Genomic DNA, 18700 nt, shown 5'->3' on the forward strand with positions numbered 1-18700 from the left:
TTTTTTGATATGATATTTTCACTTGAAAAAGATCCATTTGATTTGTTTTCAAAGTGGTACAAAGCAGTACTTAATTCTCCGTGTGAACAACCAACTGCAATGACGCTAGCAACTTGTAGCAAAGACTGTATTCCATCTGCAAGAGTGGTATTACTAAAGGAATATAGCAAAGAAGGTTTTGTGTTTTTCACTAACGTAAACAGTAAAAAAGGGAAAGAATTGACTGAGAACCCCAAAGCTGCGTTAGTGTTTCATTGGATAGAATTTGCTAGGCAAGTGCGAATTGAAGGAGAGGTTAAACTTCTAAACGATGAAAGAACTGACAAATACTTCTCTTCTCGAGCGCTGGGTAGTCAAATTAGCGCATGGTGCTCAAAACAATCGAGCATTCTGAAAGATTGGCAAGATTTTGAGCAAGCTATAAAATTGAAGGAAAAAGAATTTCACAATACACAAGTTTCTCGTCCTGATTTTTGGGTGGGATTTTGCGTAATCCCAAAAGTAATTGAATTTTGGCAAGAAGGTGAATATAGGAAGCATATTAGATTTAGATACACTCTTATTGAGGGAAGCGATTGGAAAGTGGAACAACTATATCCTTAAAAATGGTTGCGGGAGTAGGATTTGAACCTACGACCTTCAGGTTATGAGCCTGACGAGCTACCGAGCTGCTCCATCCCGCGTCGTTGCTTATTTAGTTATTATATATACAAATAATGAAAAAAGAAAAATAAAATTTCACCACATGCAAATATCGACACACTTATTAACTTTTCTTGACATAATAGTTAGTTATATACGTAACAATCTGCGCAATGAACAATATAACTTGATACTGTGGTTTCCTGTTTTTCAGTGTGTAGGAATTCTAACCTATTTTTCCCTAAGTTTTGAACCAAGCTGCATATCTATTTTTCTTTTGCTTTTACCCACACTAATTTTGATTGCAATATTGTATAAAAGGTACGCGATATTGTGTATCGCTTTAATTGCAGTGCTCATAGGATTTACAGCTAGTAAATTAAGAACAGCTTTAGTTGATACTCAAATTCTTGATAAAGAGAGATATGTAAAAGATATCGTTGCCACAGTGAAGGATATTAACGACAGGGGCTCATATAAACAATTTCTGCTTTCTGTTGAAAAATCCCCTACTATCTCAAAATCCTCTCCTGTCATCCCAGCGCCCCCTTTTGTCATCCCAGTACTTGACCTTACCCAGAAAAAAAAGATATGGATTCCAGCGTCACGCGCTGGAATGACACCGGATAGAGCTCTAGATAACATCAGAATATCAGTTAGAACCAAAGTGGAAAAAGGCATTAAAATAGGCGATCAAGTAAAATTATCAGCAAAACTCTTCCCTCCAAAAATTGCGCCTTCGGAGTATGCATACGATTTTGCAAGAATAGCATATTACCAGAAAATAAGTGCAACAGGTTTTGCAACAAGCAAAATAACCCTGCACAAAAAGGCTGAAGCAAGGAAATTTCTAGAGTATATAGAATCTTTCCGTCAATACATTTATGAAAACCTGCAGCAAAATATCAAAAAACCACATGTAGACATAATTTCTGCATTACTGATCGGTAAAAAAGACGGCATAGATCAAAAAACTATGGACGCGATACGAGATTCAGGTATAGCACATTTGTTTGCCATATCTGGTTTGCATTTATCATTCGTTGCTGGTCTGTTTTTTGTAGTGTTTCGTAATTTATTCGCAATATCTGAAACTTTGACTCTTAAGTATAACACCAAGAAAATATCTGCATTTCTTACCATTTTGCCAACCACGTTTTATTTGTTGATTACCGGTATGCAAATTTCTGCTCAGCGTGCCTACATCATGGTGATTTTAGTACTCGTTGCAATAATGATAGAGAGAAAATATCGAGGGTTAATAGCAATTGCGTTTGCTGCTGCAGTGATACTTATCATAGAACCAGAAGTAATTTTAAAGCCTGGCTTTCAGATGTCATTTTTTGCTGTTTTGGCACTGGTTGCCAGTTATCAAATTAATGCTAATAAATTGTTCAAAATAAAAATAATGAAATATTTTGTGTCGATAATGATTAGCTCAGTAATAGCAAGTTTAGCAACTGTTCCGTACACGATATACAATTTTAATTATTTTTCAATTAGTGGCATTATCACAAACTTAGTTGCTATACCAATAGTTACATTAATTATTATTCCACTTGGAATAATTTATGTCTTATTGATTCCTTTGGGTATTGAATGGATTATAGCGCCATTTATAGAGCGCCCAATTGACAGTATTTTGTATATAACAAATGCAATCGCTAGTCTTCAGTATTTGGTTATTCCCATTCGTACTTTTCCTGCATCATCAATTATTATAATAACACTTGGTTTATTGTGGTTGTGCTTGTGGGAAAGAAATTGGCGTTTCTTCGGAATTTTCTTTATTGTACTGGGTATTTGTTTTAGTGCCACATATAAAACTCCTAATATTTTAGTGAGTAGCAACAATATTGCTGTAAAAGAAAGTGATAACTTACTATATTCTCTCACCAGAAAAAATAGGAACTTTGTTGTCAAAACATGGGCGAAACAAAATGGGCAGAACCAAATTTTGAATCATACAAAATATAGCAACCCAGATAAAAGGCTAAAGTGTAACGATTATGGCTGCATATATAATAAAGGAAATAATAAATCAGTACTGCTTGCTTATAAAAAAGAAGATATTTCAGAAAATTGTGATAAAGTTGATTTAATAATTCAATTAAGTGAATTCGACTATTCAGTTTGTAATACTAGAACTATTAAATACACCAATTTAAAAACATATGGCACACATTCAATTTGGTTAACAAATCGTTACGTAAAGATTAATAAAGTGCGCTCTAATAGGCCTTGGCACATGTTGAAAAATTAAGAAACTTGATTTTAAGGTTTGGTTAATGTATACCTAAATAAATTAAAACTAGAAAAATGTTATGGTTACAGACACTAAAGATCCTTTCAAAGACTATTTTGATTTTTTAGGATTTAGAAAACTTTCTGACCAGCCCAGTAGAATTTTGAGCTCTATAAGAAAGTATTCTGGTACTATATCGATAGCAAGTACCATTGCTACTCTTATAGCATTTACTGCCTTTTCTATTCATCCTGTTACAGTAAGTATTGCTGGGTTTGCGTTCACGCCAGCACCTCTTGCCTTTATTCCTCTTATAGTTCTCTTATTTACTGCTGTTATAAACTTTATAAATACACAAAAAATAAAAGAGAATGAAATAGATAAAAAAATAGGAAACTATCAAGTTGATGAACAGTACAGCCAGATTGCTCAAGAAGCTAAAAAAATTGAAATTGTAACAAATTTAGATCGTAAGAGGAAAAAGCTTTCAATAGTTTTACCAATTTCTAAGACGCAGAGAGAAATACCAGAAGATATAGAAGCAGAAAATAGAAATAGGATTCTCTTGTTTACTGGATCATATGTATTTGGTACTATTATAGCAGTTTCAGCAATATCACAATCCATTAATGCTCCAATAATATTAATAGCTTTATTAGTCGCTATTCTTTTATGCATCATATCAACACTTAGCAATCTAATAAGTAATAGCGTGGATCATGAAAATCATACTATTAGAAAACACAGTTCTTTAGGTCTTCTATTTCCATACTGGTCTGGAAAGGGCATGGTTGTATCAGTAGTAGAAAATAAGCTTGGTAAAAGGGAAAATGAACTAATATCTCTAATGAAAAAACTACTTAGTCCGCTTTGCAACTCATTTGACAGTAACCTTAAAAAAGCTTGCGATTTACTTGATAATAGTCTTTTAAAGCCTGCAAATATTAACATTAAAGAAACGCTTGATCACCTAAAAAAAATCAGAGAAGACATCAAAAAAGATTTAGATTGGCTACATGCAGAAATTTCAGAAGTTTTAAACAACACTAAAGAATTGACAAAAAAAGCACATTCACTAGATATTGAAGGTACTTTTTCTAGGTTAGAGAATGCTATTAAAATTGCTGAAGATAAAATTGAACGATTTGAACCAAGCCGCCTTGTAGGCTGGCTTCGATCAACTACGCAGTCTAATGATAACGAGTTCCTTAGCATGCTAGAAAAGTTAAAAGAGGATGCAGAAAAGGAGAAAATAGAATTGAAAGAACAATTAAAAAAAGTAACCGATGAACTAGAAAAGTTAAAAAATAAACAAACTCAACCAAGTACGCCTGATTCAGGAGCTAAAAATGAAAATAGTACTAATAATTTATTAACATTAGAAAATAAAGTCAAAGAACTACGTGACAAAGTTAGAAAGTTAGAGCTGGAAGCAGAACAAAATAAGCTGCAGCAAAAGAAGGAAAAGTGAGAGCAAAAAAAATCTGAACAAGAAAAAACAGATGAATGGAAAGAAAAAATCAATGGCAACCCAAGTGACTTTCTATATTATTTATTAGAGTCTATTAAGCTGGAAGAAAAAGATAATAAAGAAAAAAAGGTTGGGCAACATTACGGGATTTTGATAACAAAATAATAATTCACTGGAAAGATGGCTCTCAAACAATTTGCCATATTAAAAAACAAGGTGATCTTCCTAGTACAAAAGTTGATTTTGTAGATCAAAATATTCAAGCAGCATTTGCAGTAGCTCGCGCGGGGTAGTTGTTATAGACCACTTAGAAGTAACCTTAAGTGTTAATAATGATAAAGAGAAATTAAGGTTAGACACCTATATAGCTGAAAAATGCAACATATCACGCAGCAAAGCGCAAAGATTGATACAAAATGAGCAGGTGAAATTACTTGGCACACCGATAATTAATAATGACTACATAGTAAAACCAGATGAAGAGTATGTGGTGCATCTCGTTCAACCTGACATATCCACATCAATTGAGCCTAATTATGACATAAAACTTGATATCGTCTATGAAGATGAGGACATTATAGTTCTGAGTAAACAAAGTGGATTAACAGTGCACCCAGGTGCTGGGACAAACAATGATACGCTTTTGAACGCAGTTATCGCTCACCTTGATGTAAGACCAGGAATTGTTCATAGACTCGATAAAGATACTAGTGGGCTAATGGTAATTGCAAAAAATGAAGCAGCCCATAGTTTTTTGTCTGAATTGTTATCGAATCGCAAAATAAAGCGGGAATACTTAGCAGTAGTTTGGGGAATATTATCTTCCCAGCAGGGAACTATAGAAACTAACATTGCTCCAAAGCGTGGTAATAAAGAAATGATGTGTGTTACAAAAACAACGGGCAAATTAGCAATCACTCATTACTCAGTAGAGAAAGTTATAGGACAAGCAAGCCTCGTTAAATGCACTTTAGAAACAGGTAGAACGCACCAAATTCGAGTCCACATGAGCCACATAGGACATTCTATAGTTGGTGATCAAGTTTATGGGAAAAATAGTAGTAAAAGCACAAAATATGCTAAAAACTCTAGTTTTATTCGTAATTTCAATAGACAAGCACTACATGCTTATACACTGGGCTTATATCACCCCAAAAGTAAGGGATACATGGAATTTGTCTCTGATTTACCGCAAGATATAAAAACTTTAATTGGTGAGTTTGACAACATATCTTAATAACATTCGTATTAACCTGTCAATATTATCATCCATGTTATCAGGAATTTAGAGGTTGTCCGGAAACAAGTAAATTCAAGCATATTCCCTCTTTAACATAACCCTACTCATAGCTAGGTATATGAAATTCTCAGTGGATGTTGTGAGTAAATCATACTCCTTCGATAGCCTTCTATTCCTATTAACCCAAGCAAAAGTCCTTTCTACAACCCATCTTCTTGGCTGTACTTTAAACCCTTGTTCTCTTGTTGGTAGTAGCTCAGGTGGCGTATCTTTGTGCACCCAAAATCTACATGTAGGCCTTTTAACAATTTCAATATCTATGTCATATTCTTCCTTTATGTGATTCTTTAAATTTCTTCCTTGGTATCCCATGTCAGCCCACATTTTTTTAACTTTAGTATATTTTGTTCTCATATTGTTTAATGCTATTTTAATACCATCTCTATCATTTTCGTTAGCAGCGCCTACGTAACAACCTAGTATAAAACCCTGAGTGTCTGTAATTATATGCCTTTTTCTACCCTTTACTTTTTTACTTCCATCATAGCCTTTGATCCCCCCTTTTCTGTAGTCTTTACAGATTGACTATCTACTATACAGGCACTCGGCTGCTCATTCCTTCCTATTTTTCTTCTACTATATTTTGTAATTTCATAATTCATTTTCTCAAAAATTCCCTGCTTCTTCCATTGCCTGAACTGCTCATACACAGTCTTCCATAGCGGAAAATCATTTGGTAAATACCGCCATTGACACCCTGTACGCAATACATAGAAAATTGCTTCTAATATTTCTCTTTTGCTATACTTTGGCGGCCTTCCTCCTTTCTTGTATGATACTCTGAAGTGTTTTTCTATTCTTGCCCATTCCCTTTCGCTTAGATCTGTTGGATACTTTTTTCTCATCTTTACCCCGTACTAAAATTTCAGATATTATAGCCTTTTACTTGTTTCCGGACAACCTCTAATTAATGAAAGAAAAACTGCTGCACTACCTAGATCTTTCACCTTTTTTGAAAGTATGTGTTGTTCACTGGAAATACGCTCAATTGTCGTTTCAAAAGCAGTGTTAACAATTTCCACAATTAACACCAGGAATAGACTGCTTATCATTACTGCACGTTCTAGATTACTTACATCCAAAACAAACAAAATTGAGACACATACTATAAAAAGCAGTAACTCCTGTCTGAACGCAATTTCTGATATAAAAGCTGATTTTATTCCTTCACAAGAGTATTGAATTGCTTTTATTAGACGAATAATGCCCTTCTTCATTATTATTCACAAAACCCTTTAATCAAAATTTTAACTCATTTGGATTTGCTACACCCTATAACATTTTTATCATTTGTTCACCCTATTGGTTTTGAAATTAAGATTTACTGCAACTACAATAAGTACTCTTATCATCACATTTTGGTGTTAAGTCGGGATAGAACATGAGTATAGCATCATTCTTTCTTACAAACACTGATTGATAATCGTCATCTTCCATTTTATACAGGCACATTCCATCCTTTCCTGATTCCTTAAACGCCTTAGTTGCAGAAATTAAAATATCATCAGCATGAAGGTTATATGCGTATCCATTTGGGCATTTAACTTTCACTTCCCCATCCTTACCTAAATATTTCATTCCAAATGTATAAACTGGCGGCTTAATATCTGATTTATTGCATAGGGACTTATCATTCCAAATTGCACCTGCCCATTTATCTTCTTGAGCTTCAACATATCTACCTACAAAATGCATGCCACCTAATTTATCGTTTGGCTCACCACAAAAAATATGTCCAAACCCTACAGTTTCTTTTTCACTTCCACTATTTGTAAACCAAATGTTAGCCAGCTCATCTTTAAATAACTCCAAATCCGCATCTGGTGTGACAATTTGATGATCAAGCTCATCATATATTCCTTTCACTACTTCTTGATGCTGCGGACAACTAAGTAAAATTTTGAAATCTTCTTTATCTGGATGTGCTCCCCAATCTCCACAAACTTTCAACACTCCTCTATCGAAGTCAGTTAATTCTGGAAACGGTGGTATATAACCTGGTTGTGAACTGAAAAATGGTTCAAAATTGACCTCAACATTTTCTTCTACATAGCCGGTGTGAAAATAATGATCCATAATATAAAAAATAAACCCTATTATTGGTATTATTAAACACAAAATTAGTTTAACTGTCTTCGACATAATCACGTTCACAAAAAAGCTAGCTTACAAGAAACAATTTAAAAAAGTTTTAATCTAATCATTTTTGCAGAGCAGCAACTCCTGGCATTTCGTCACCACCCAGCCAACTTAAAAACGCTCCTCCACCAGTGGAAACACATGTAAAATCCTTATCGGTAAGGCCTGCAGCGCTTATTGCAGATAGACTATCACCTCCCCCTATTATGCTGGTTAACTTTCCTTTGTGCGTTAAGTCACTTACGACTTTCATTACCCCTATTGTACCATTTGCAAAAGCTGAATGTTCAAAAACACCAATAGGTCCATTCCACAGCAGAGTCTTACTGCTCGCTATTATACTGCTTATTGTACTCAAAGTTTGTGATCCGATATCCAAAATTATATCACCGTCCAAAATGGACTCAGTTTTTCTTGAAATACTAGTGCTGTAATCAGAGTTTACTGCAACCAGAACGTCTTCTGGCACAACTATTTTGCAATTGTTTTTATTTGCTGTTTCAACAATATTATGTAGAAGGTCGTCAACACCATTTTGAAAGAAAGATTTCCCTATATTTACTTTGCTAAATGACAAAAAATTATTGGCTATTGCACCACCTAGAACTAGGTAATCAACCTTTTCTGTTAGCTTCATAAGCACTTTTATTTTAGTTGATATTTTAGCTCCCCCAACTATCGCAGTAATAGGTTTAGCTTTAAACGATACAGCTTTTTCAAGACACTTTAGCTCATCTTGTAAGCAAAATCCCGCGTAGGAAGGTAAAAACTCTGTAATGCGTGAAATAGAAGCGTGAGCTCTGTGAGAGCAAGAAAATGCATCATTGACATATGTATCCGCCAGAGATGCTAATTGTCTGGCAAAGTTTGCATCATTCTCCTTTTCACCTTCATAAAATCTTAGATTCTCTAGTAATATTATATCTCCTGCATCCATAGCACTCACTGCTTTTTGCACTTTTTCACCAACGCAATCATCAATGAATTTCACTTTTTTATTTAGTAACTGTGATAAAGTGTCAATTATATTTTTTAGTGACAGATTATCGTCTCTAGCCTTTGGGCGTCCGAAATGCGATATAATAATAATCTTTGCACTCGCATTCACTAAATAATGAATAGTAGGCAATGCTCTCAAAATACGAGTGACATCACGAATTTCTCCATCTTTTATAGGAACATTGAAGTCAACTCTGAGTAAGACGGTTTTATTGTGAAGATCACAATTTTCTATACTGGGTATATTCATTGTAAAACTAAAGCTATAAAGCCACTATACAGCAGTTTGACCTAAAGTAAAGTTTTGAGTTATACGAACGTTTAAGGAAATTTGCACGCCAAACGCTTGACACTGGAACCTTATCGTCATGCCACCACGAACCGTCATACCGCGATTCATTCGCGGTATCTCTAGATCCCGCTAACAAGCAGCGGGATGACGGTTGTCAGGGTGTCAGGCTAGTACCTTCTCTTGTCATCCCAGTGCCCAGACACTGGGATCCAGAAAAGTTTGCTTGTTCACAAGCAAACTAGCATGGAAAGTGGTTACAACATTTTCGATGAGATTATATGGAAAACTGTATTCCAGTGTCAAGCACTGGAATACATCAGAGGGGCACTGGAATGACACCCTTTACGGGCTCTTAAATTGTAACTATAAATGTTTAAGAAATTTACCAAATAAAAAAAAGGCAAAAGAAGCCTCGTGGTGGTTGGCTATTTACCATGTACTAAAATACCGGCGTTTTTTTTATTCTAAAACGCTTGATTAAGAGCGATTTAGCTGCTTTTAACTTGCAACTAACCTACACCGCAAGTGTTTAAGAAATTTACTAAGCAGGAAAAAAGGCAAAGAAACCCCGTAGTAGCTAGCATTCAAATTCTCCCTTGTCAATTTGACGTTTTTTGCTGTCTTAAACGCTTTGTAAGCGCGTTTCGGCTTATATAGGTAAAAATCTAAAAATTTTTAAAGACATGCGATGCACGTAGTGCGAAAAATTAAACATGAGACGCCAAATACCCTAAGTTTTTTGTCATTAACCTGCACAGATTGCGAAGATAAATAAATAGCTTGAGTTTCATGATAAGGGGGTTGGCGGAGTTTGTCAAGTAAGTTTTTCGTTTAATCCGTTTCTTGATTTAGGTGCCCTTGACTTCCGGCTGGGTCGAATTTGTATAGCTACATTGTCGGTAAATCTAAATTGCTTTAATGATTTTGATTGAAAAATAGTTTTTCTATTATATAAATGCTACTTTAGGGTAATCAAAATGGAAGACGATAAATATAGCCTAGGTTTAAGAGTTATCCATTGGTTGATGGCTGTTTTTATTATCGGTATGCTTTGTTCTGGACTTTATATGAAAAGCCTGCCACTTAGCAATGAAATTAAGTTCAACATATACGCTATTCATAAGGCTTGCGGTATCACTATTCTTGGATTAATCATAGTACGCATATTTTTTCGCGTCTTTACTTATGTTCCACCACTTCCAGCAAATTTTTCTCGGTTTGTAATCAATATAAGTAAAGCAGTACACTTTGGTTTATATTCTTTAATGGTGCTAATGCCACTATCTGGCTATGTCATGTCTTCTGCTTCTGGCAAACAGATCAAATATTTTTTTCATATCCCTTTGTTGATTAATCAAAACAAAGATCTAGCTAACACGGCTAACGAGCTACATTCGATGCTTGCATATTTTATGGTACTCTTTATAATCTTACATATACTTGGCGCCTTAAAACACACATTTATAGATAAACAAAACATTTTTAAACGTATGATATAGGTTATATGTTAAGTAGCCTCTGGAAAAAAGGAACAGATTTTCTTGGCAGTGAGTTTGCTATAATGGGTGGTGCTATGAGCTGGGTTTCAGAGAGAAACTTGGTCTCAGCAATCTCAAACGCTGGTGGTTTTGGTGTGATTGCATGTGGTGCAATGTTCCCATACTTACTGGAAAAAGAAATCATAGAGACACAAAAATTAACTAACAAGCCATTTGGTGTAAACCTAATTACTATGCACCCAAAGTTGAGTGAGTTGATAGATGTGTGTATTGAAACGAAAGTGAGCCATATAGTGCTTGCCGGTGGACTGCCAACAAAGCCTAATATAGAAAAAATCAAGGGTGCAGGCATTAAAGTTATGTGCTTTGCACCAGCATTAAGCCTTGCGAAAAGGTTAGTAAAAATGGGAGTAGATGCATTAATAATAGAAGGAATGGAAGCAGGTGGGCATATAGGTCCAGTTAGCACTTCTGTTCTTGCACAAGAGATATTGCCTCATTTTAAAAATGAACAAATACCAGTGTTTGTTGCAGGTGGAATAGGAAGAGGTGAAATGATAGTTAATTACCTGGAAATGGGAGCAAGTGGCTGTCAAATAGGTACATTATTTGTCTGCACTAATGAGTCAATTGCCCACAAAAATTTTAAGGAAGTGTTTATTAAATCGGCCGCACGTAATGCAATACCTTCTGTACAGATAAGTGCTGATTTTCCTGTAATTCCTGTAAGAGCTATAGCCAACAAAGCAAGCGATGACTTCATGAAGCGTCAAAAAGAAGTTATTGATGAATACCAAAAGGGACAGATCTCAAAAGAAGATGGGCAGCTTGAAATAGAAAAGTTCTGGGCTGGAGCTTTAAGAAGGGCAGTGATTGAAGGAGATGTTGAAACAGGATCTTTAATGGCCGGCCAAAGTGTTGGCATGGTTGATAGGGAAAAGCCTGTAAAAGAAGTAGTGGATATGTTAGTTCAACAAGCAAAGAATCATATTAATAGCAAATCTGTAGAAGTAGAAAGCCCAGAAAGCAAATAGTTAAACGACCTTCCAATAAGCAAGTTGTCGCAATTATTTATAATATGGCATAATTGCCCAGTTTTAATGTAAAATTAACGCTAAAGAGGTATCTATACATTTTATTATGTATGGAGGAATGTTATGCACAGTCCTTTTAAAAAACCTAAGAGTAAGGAAGGAGATATTAACCAACAATTGAGCAACACTATATACAGAAAGGTAACAGCAGAAAATTATCAAGAAAATCAAGATGAGACTTCCAAAGAATGCAAAAGGTTGTTCAAGCAGGGAGCTAGTCCTAAAACATTGGCTGAATTGGAAAAAATACTGAGAGAACGACAAAATGAGCAGGCTATTGCAAAACACTTAGAGTCATCCAAGCAAGGAACTAGTCCTGAAGCATTAGCTGAGTTAGAAAAATCAGTGGGGAAAAAAAGAGAACATTATAATAATTATATCCAACACTTTCTTCCAGCGTTGAAAGCAGAAATAACAGAGTCAAAAAAACTAGACTCAAAAAAAAAGGCAGCAATAGTACAAACAATTTTGGATATTACTAACAGGAGCAGCAGTGTAAGCTCAATACCAAATGCTGTTGAAGAAAATATTGAAGATCAAATGCAGCTAAAACATATTGAAGAGCAAAACAACACACAAGAAACACCCTTGAATGTAGCTGAGAAAAAAAGTGGTGATAATAAAATACTTAGTAATTCAGATGTTACAGAGGAAGTGTTTGAAAAATATAGCAAGGTTGTGAAAGAAATAGAGGAGAAGCAAACTTCTAAACTCAGTAGTGGCAATGACTCAGATAGTGGAATAGACTCACCTGGACTGAGTGAAAAAAACTCGATATCACCAATAAATAGTAGAAAAAACAGTTTAACATCAATAGCAAGCACTTCATCTGAGGAAAGTTTAAACTCAACATTGAGCTCTGTTGAAGAAGATAATGGCTTACAACCAGAGGGTGGAGAAAAAACTGAGTTATTAGAATCAAATTTGGAATCCCCAAAAGAAAACGAGACTCAAGTGCAGCCAGAGCAGACTGTAAAAAAAGAGCCAAAAATGCAAGAAAATGAAAACTCAGATGGTCAAGCAAATCCAGATCAAGTTAAGAAAGATATCCTACTTAAAAACCAACCCAATAACAGAAATCTTCACGTTGCACTTGTAGCAGGTTGTGCTCTCTCCACAATAGGGTGCATTGTTGCAGGAGCAATGACATCAGGATTGATAGGAGCAGGACTACTTGCTATGGTTGCAGTGCTTGCTATAGCAGCAGTAGCTGAATTGCATTCAAACTTCCTATCAAGTAAATTAACATCCATTAATGTGAGTCCTCTTGTTGATGATAAGAGCTTACAGCATGTTCGCAGCGGTAAAAATTAAATATGTGTTACTTGTAGTGGATAAGTGAATTCAGTTCTTGCCTATTGATATAAAAGTTGTTATATTTGAGGAATGTTTAAAAGGTGTTTAGTTGATGCGCATTCAATTGAATAAAGTTTTGGTTTTTATAGCCTTATTAAGTTTCGTTTTTGCATCATATTCTAGCGAAGCAAGTTCGGCGAGTGATGAATTAAAGGGTATACAAGAAACGGTAAAAAATTTTATTTCTTCATTTTCAGTTAAAGATACTGTAGAAAATATGAGTCCTTCAACAATCATAGGGTTGTGTATAGCTGCAGTGATACTTGCAGTAGTGTTCAGAGGTCTAATCTTTTTTATGATAATGTTTGGTGTACTGGTCCTGATGTTCGGTAGTACAGAAAAGGCAACAGACTACTTAAAAGAAAAATTTAACTTTGCAAAAGATATAAAATTACAATCCGATAGCGAAAAAAAAGATAAAAATTAAGATAGTATTTTTATCTTTTTTAATTATCTTTATTGAATACGCATATGCAGTTAAAAGTACCAACAGTTAACTCTAAGATTAAAAAAAAGAACAACTTAGCATTACTAGAAAGCATTGATTTAGATTTTGTTCCTTATGCTTGTCATTACGATGAAGAAACCATACTAACAAAACAGGGAGAATTGTTAAAAATAATCAAGTTAGAAGATTATTCTTCTGTTGATAACTACAGCGACCTCAGAACTGAAATTAGAAAAAGCATATCAAAAAATATTAATAGCCTGTATTTTACCGTTTGGATTCATACCGTTAGAAAGCGCAATAAACTGAGCTTGAAATGGAATAAAACTGAAGACTTCTCTGACAACCTACATTCAACGTGGTTTAATAAACTAACTGATAGTAAATTACAGTATATAAATGAACTATACATTGTAATATTGTTTAGCGATTTTGGCAAGCATACTAATAATTCGTTTTTTTTCAATAGAATAAAGAATAAGCATAAGTTGTCTTTACAAGAAAGCCATCAGGAGTTGCAAAAGATAACTGACGTAATTCAAAATGATTTAGGACCTTTTGGAGCTAAAAAACTGAGTCTAAGGTTTAGTGAAGGTAAAATATATTCTGAAATGATAGAATTTCTCCACTATATTGTTACATTAACGCACAAAGATTATCCAATACATGAAAGGGACCTGTCGCAATATATTAGAAATTTTAAAATAGCTTTTGGTTTCAATACGTTTCAAACAATATTTGAAAATCAACAGAAATTTGGCTCTATTTTCAGCATAAAAGAATACCGGGAAATCTCTTTAGGTAATATAGATAGATGCTTGCAGCTTGAATCTGAATTTATCATTACAGAAATAATGATATTTACTAGTAATAACAAAGCAATAAAAGAATTTAAAAAACAAATCAACATGCTGCAAATTAGTGAGGATAATACCTTACTTAAAAGCTCAGGAATTGAAGAAATAATAGAGCTTGAAAAGACCTCTAGTATAGACTTCTGCCAACAGAAAATTATTTTTACAATATTTGCAGATGATAGGAATAAGTTAGCTGAAAGTATTAGTGATTTATCTTCTATAATGTCATTAGTTGGCTTCATGATGTTTAGAACTGATTTACATATGGAAAGTCATTTTTGGGCACAACTTCCAGGCAATTTTGCTTTTATTACGCAACCGAAAAATATCTTAACAAAATACGCTTGCAGCTTTGCTATGCTGCACGATTTTACGTCAGGTACATTAAAAGGAAGAAGGTGGAAAGAAGCGGTAATGATTTTTTTCTCAAAAAAAGGAAATCCTTACTTCTTTAATTTTCATGGAAAAAGAAATAATGGCCATACTACGATACTCGGAGCTCCAAATTCAGGCAGAACTTCACTCATTAATTTTCTATTATCAGAATCAAGAAAGTTTAACCCAAGAATTGTCATATTGGATAACACTGGAAAATCAATAATTTTTACTAAAGCAGTGAGTGGTAAATATTACATAATCGATCCAAAATATAAGGACAAAAGCCTAAAATTTAATCCACTAAACATTGAAGATAGTGCTTCCAATCGCAATATGTTGGTTGAACTGATCAGAAGAATGGTAGCCGATACGAGCTTGGTGGACGTAGAAGAAAAGATAAGAAAAATTGTGGATTCTATATTTGCTATACCCAAGGAATCACGTTCTATTTCACAAATTTCTGAGGTGCTCTTGCTCCTTGGGGGTAAGATAAGTAGATGGTGTGACGATGGTGACTTTGCTTACTTATTTCAAGATGGTAATGAATCAGATATTGACTGGGAAACAAAAATTATATCTCTCAACACCGCAAACCTTACAAAACAAAAGGAATGTATGTCCGTGATACTTTACTATTTTTTATATTCTTTTGAGGCAAAATGTGATGGCTCGCCTGCAATACTTGTTTTGGATGAAGCATGGGAGATAAGTAATATTTTTCCTACAGAGAAAGAGTTTGATAACTGGATGCAAAGAATGACGGAACTAAATGTTGTAGTAATCCTAAGTACTGAAAATTTAAATCTCGCATTTGCTAGCAAATTTACTCAATATTTAGATAAACATGTTGATACAAGAATCTTGATGCCGAACGTCAATGCAAATAGATTATACATGAAAGCATTTTCTTTATCAAAAGAGGAGCTGAATATAATTCTGCAGACGCCAACGCAGGAAGGTTTATTTTTGATAAAACAGTATAAAGGATTAGTAACTTTAAATTTAGATTTAAAGAATATGCAAGAAATACATGTACTTTCAGCTAACAAAGAGACGATAAAGTATATGTATGAGGCAATAAAAGAAAAAGGAGAAGAAGTTAATGAGTGGTTACCGGTATTTTATGAGAAGTGTAAAGCTTAATTTCTTATTGATATTTTTTTTGATACTTGGTCTTTCGTATCAAGGATATGCTGATTGTCCAACATTTGTAGAAAGTAATACTTGGTGGGAAGCAATAGTTGGTGGAGATTGGGTAAAGGAAATTAAGGTGCAAGCAATAAAAGATCAAGGAGTTGATGGTTACTTTAATCCCAAAATTAGAGTATGTGCTTATGATGGACAAAGTTATTGTTATGACTTACAAAGTGGGGAATCCTGCCGCCAGATATATGGAACGCAAGGTACAGGAGCTGGAGTTTCTGCTGCAGCTTTTATTGATTGGGAAGGGGATAAAACAAAAGCTGGAGGAGAAATTGCTCGGGGTCTTAAATGGGAATGGGCAGACGGTGTTACTGATGAGGAAAAAAGAAGATTCGCTAACTCTCCTAGAATATGTGCTTGCAGTCAAAAAGGGGCTTGTATGTCAGGAATTTCTTCATGGGGTTCTAGAGTATTTTCGGGTGAGAATATTTTTCGTCCTGGGGAGATGGAAAAAGTCTGTGATACCTGCTACCAAACGGCAGTAAAATGTGCTCCCGTGCCACTTGCACCTAGCCCCCCTCCATTCTGTGAACAACTTGCGATGTCACCTCCACAAGTTAGAATTATCCCTATAACACATGAAGACAATGATTACTTTGACCCTAAGGTTAAGGTAATAGCTGGTGATCTAATAGAAGAAGACGGAAAGATTGGAGAAAAATTAGATTTCCCTAAAGAGTATGGAAAAGATAAAGCTAAGGAACACCCTATTACAGACAAATATGGCACCACGTATGACTTCAAAACCTATAGAGAAAAAGATAAGCTCTGCGCTGAATACCTTGGAACTCAAAGTATAAATGAACAAAATCCACAGTTCGTCCGCTGTTTTCCTGCACCACCTGCTCCAGAACCTGAGATAGTGGAGATAGTAAATAAAAATACATTGAAAGTAGAAATGAAGATGAGTGAGAGCACTTGTGCTAAAGCACATGGAACCTATAGTAATGGTTCCTGTACTTTTAATGTTAATACTGACCTCAACCATCCTATAAACATTGGCCCCCTATCTTTAAAAGTAGTAAAACCAGCAATAGTAGCAAAAACAACTGATAGTAATATTGATAATATTATAGAAGGTATATTAGAAAGTAATCCGCAACAATTTAAAGTTCTGAAAGAATATGGCTATGTTCCTGATGTGCAAATTAAATGTTCTAAAGGCGGAAGTTTTTATAGTTTTAATGATTTTGAGAAAAAGTTAAAAGACAAATCTATTCAATGTGAATTTAATAACTCTAGGCAGCCGGAAATAGAAGTAAAGTATAAAGGAAATTCTAACAGTAAAATGCTTTGTCTTTCTGGATGGCAGCCAGAACCAGAGGAGTTTGTTCTTAAAAGAGAAAATAAAATAATACCACTAAAATTAATGGGAACAAGATATACTAAATACAATGCTGTTTACTCCAAGGAATCAAATCAGTTCTATTATCTTCCAAGCAAGGAAAATAAAAGAGCCGATCTCTTAAACAGAGATCAGAGTGAGTTAGATAAAATAATATTCAATAAACAAGGGTATGTTTTCTTCCCTGATGAAAATGAGCAGAAGAAGGGAGAATGCAGTTACTGTGTAAAAAGAAATGATGAGATAGACGATACATTTAAATCTAGTAAAGGACTGAAAGTAGTATACAAATTGACGGATGTAGAGCATAGAGAAAAATGTAATCAAGGTGATGATGGTTGTATCTGCTTTACTGGAACATGCAGCCGTTCAACACGATATGTAGACAAAGAAAACACTCAACCTTTTTATACAAAGATTTCACAAAATACAAATGGCGTTGTCACACAACAAGAAGCACCAATTAAAGCAAACAGAACGGAGGTCTTTTACGCTGATAAATTGTGTAGGTTCGATTTAGAAGGTCTCAAAAAGAAATTAAAAGAAAAATTAAAAGAGATAATCAAGGAACATCTGAAAAATAAGAAACCAGATCTTGAAAAAAATAATGCAAAATCCTATGATCATAAAAATAAAGATGTTTATACAGATGACTTATCAATAAAATTTGATCGTATTAAAATAGAAGCGTGGGGAAGTGGTGAAGCAGGTCATATACAAGGTAGTGGCTGTGACAATCAAAAATGCCATTCTACTGAAAGCAGAGTAGGGATGCCAGGAGATTATATTAAAGCTAAACTGAAAATCGATCCTAATTATCCTATAATTAAGGTGCAAGTCACAGAGGGAGGGGGTAACCAGGAAAGTAACTTCTCAGATAAGGACGGGGGACCTGTTTTCATAGAAATGTGCAATTCGCAGAAGCAACATTGCCAGCAACTGATTACTGTTGCAGGTGGAGGTGAGTATAGAACATACGGTGGTAAGGGTTATGAGGAAACAGTAATTCATAAGCAAGATTTAAAGCTAGAGGAGAAAATTGTAAAGGCAGATAAACTGAAGTCTACACAAGACAATCAAATAGCATATATAGAAAATGGTGAAATCAAGTATGAAACAGTAGAGTGTGGAAGTGGTTTGAGAAGCAGTAGATCTGGTGCAGGTGGCTGCATTAATAAAAGCAAAGGAATTTATGGTAAAGGCTCTCCAGGGTATGTGAAGATTAGACCTATTATAAAGGAATTTGACGAAGAAGAAATAAATGCTGCTATTAAAAAAGTAATAGAGGATCTATACGATCTTGAAACTATGACTGATTTTTGGGTAGGGGATCTTAACGTGAATATAAGTGGGATAATTAAAGAGGAAGTCAAAAAAGAATTATCAAGGTAAAAAGATATAGCTCTGGGAATGATGCTCTTGTTTTAATAAT

14 protein-coding genes and 1 tRNA gene are annotated in these 18700 nt (G+C 34.6%); 10 read left to right on the forward strand and 5 right to left on the reverse strand.

Going from position 1 to position 18700, the window contains the following annotated elements; all coding sequences use genetic code 11:
* Positions 1-9: 9 nt before the first annotated feature.
* Positions 10-603: a pyridoxamine 5'-phosphate oxidase gene (pdxH, locus tag OPR52_RS03410; protein WP_265038464.1), complete on the forward strand. Its 594-nt coding sequence runs from the start codon at positions 10-12 to the stop codon at positions 601-603.
* Between the two features lie 3 nt (positions 604-606).
* Here the strand turns inward: pdxH and OPR52_RS03415 are convergent.
* Positions 607-683 (reverse strand) — tRNA-Met (locus OPR52_RS03415).
* A gap of 62 nt (positions 684-745) precedes the next feature.
* On the opposite strand from OPR52_RS03415, the gene OPR52_RS03420 reads away from it, so the two are divergent.
* The 3 genes from OPR52_RS03420 (at position 746) to OPR52_RS03430 (ending at position 5595) form a co-directional block, all read left to right on the forward strand.
* Positions 746-2905, forward strand: coding sequence for a ComEC/Rec2 family competence protein (locus OPR52_RS03420; RefSeq protein WP_265038428.1), 2160 nt, complete (start codon positions 746-748; stop codon positions 2903-2905).
* A gap of 61 nt (positions 2906-2966) precedes the next feature.
* Positions 2967-4358 (forward strand): hypothetical protein, encoded by a 1392-nt coding sequence (locus OPR52_RS03425; RefSeq protein ID WP_265038429.1) that lies wholly within the window; start codon positions 2967-2969, stop codon positions 4356-4358.
* Positions 4359-4722: 364 nt separating this feature from the next.
* Positions 4723-5595 (forward strand): RluA family pseudouridine synthase, encoded by an 873-nt coding sequence (locus tag OPR52_RS03430; protein ID WP_264723477.1) that lies wholly within the window; start codon positions 4723-4725, stop codon positions 5593-5595.
* Between the two features lie 75 nt (positions 5596-5670).
* Here OPR52_RS03430 and OPR52_RS03435 read toward each other — a convergent pair.
* The 4 genes from OPR52_RS03435 to OPR52_RS03450 all read right to left on the reverse strand — a co-directional run bounded on the left by OPR52_RS03435 (position 5671) and on the right by OPR52_RS03450 (position 9046).
* A protein-coding gene (locus OPR52_RS03435) for an IS5-like element ISWpi1 family transposase (RefSeq protein WP_265037890.1) occupies positions 5671-6503 on the reverse strand; the annotation gives its coding sequence in 2 pieces (ribosomal slippage) (positions 5671-6134 and positions 6134-6503; 834 coding nt in all).
* A gap of 27 nt (positions 6504-6530) precedes the next feature.
* The gene (locus OPR52_RS03440) at positions 6531-6875 is read right to left on the reverse strand and encodes a diacylglycerol kinase (RefSeq protein ID WP_265038430.1); all 345 of its coding nucleotides are present in this window, start codon (positions 6873-6875) and stop codon (positions 6531-6533) included.
* A 97-nt stretch (positions 6876-6972) separates the two neighbouring features.
* Positions 6973-7800, reverse strand: a complete 828-nt coding sequence (locus OPR52_RS03445; protein ID WP_458694410.1) for an EndoU domain-containing protein — start codon at positions 7798-7800, stop codon at positions 6973-6975.
* Between the two features lie 58 nt (positions 7801-7858).
* Positions 7859-9046, reverse strand: a complete 1188-nt coding sequence (locus tag OPR52_RS03450) for a phosphoglycerate kinase (protein ID WP_265038432.1) — start codon at positions 9044-9046, stop codon at positions 7859-7861.
* Positions 9047-10065: 1019 nt separating this feature from the next.
* Between OPR52_RS03450 and OPR52_RS03455 the strand changes: the two genes are divergently transcribed.
* From OPR52_RS03455 to OPR52_RS03480, 6 genes are all read left to right on the forward strand, one after another.
* Positions 10066-10587 (forward strand): cytochrome b, encoded by a 522-nt coding sequence (locus OPR52_RS03455; RefSeq protein ID WP_010082022.1) that lies wholly within the window; start codon positions 10066-10068, stop codon positions 10585-10587.
* A gap of 5 nt (positions 10588-10592) precedes the next feature.
* On the forward strand, positions 10593-11621 hold the full coding sequence (locus tag OPR52_RS03460) for an NAD(P)H-dependent flavin oxidoreductase (protein WP_265038433.1): 1029 nt from the start codon (positions 10593-10595) through the stop codon (positions 11619-11621).
* 123 nt (positions 11622-11744) lie between these two features.
* Entirely contained in the window at positions 11745-12995 is a 1251-nt protein-coding gene (locus tag OPR52_RS03465; RefSeq protein WP_265038434.1) for a hypothetical protein, read from the forward strand.
* A gap of 94 nt (positions 12996-13089) precedes the next feature.
* Positions 13090-13464, forward strand: a complete 375-nt coding sequence (locus OPR52_RS03470; protein ID WP_265038465.1) for a hypothetical protein — start codon at positions 13090-13092, stop codon at positions 13462-13464.
* A 44-nt stretch (positions 13465-13508) separates the two neighbouring features.
* A complete protein-coding gene (locus OPR52_RS03475) occupies positions 13509-15863 on the forward strand; it encodes a VirB4 family type IV secretion/conjugal transfer ATPase (protein WP_265038435.1) in 2355 nt (784 codons plus the stop codon).
* Positions 15844-18660 carry a hypothetical protein gene (locus tag OPR52_RS03480; RefSeq protein WP_265038436.1) on the forward strand — a complete coding sequence of 939 codons (2817 nt, stop codon included), beginning with the start codon at positions 15844-15846 and terminating at the stop codon, positions 18658-18660. Before OPR52_RS03475 ends, OPR52_RS03480 begins: the two co-directional genes overlap by 20 nt.
* Positions 18661-18700: the final 40 nt, after the last annotated feature.

This window comes from Wolbachia endosymbiont (group A) of Hylaeus communis (genome assembly GCF_947251915.1).
Taxonomy (GTDB): Bacteria; Pseudomonadota; Alphaproteobacteria; order Rickettsiales; family Anaplasmataceae; genus Wolbachia; species Wolbachia pipientis.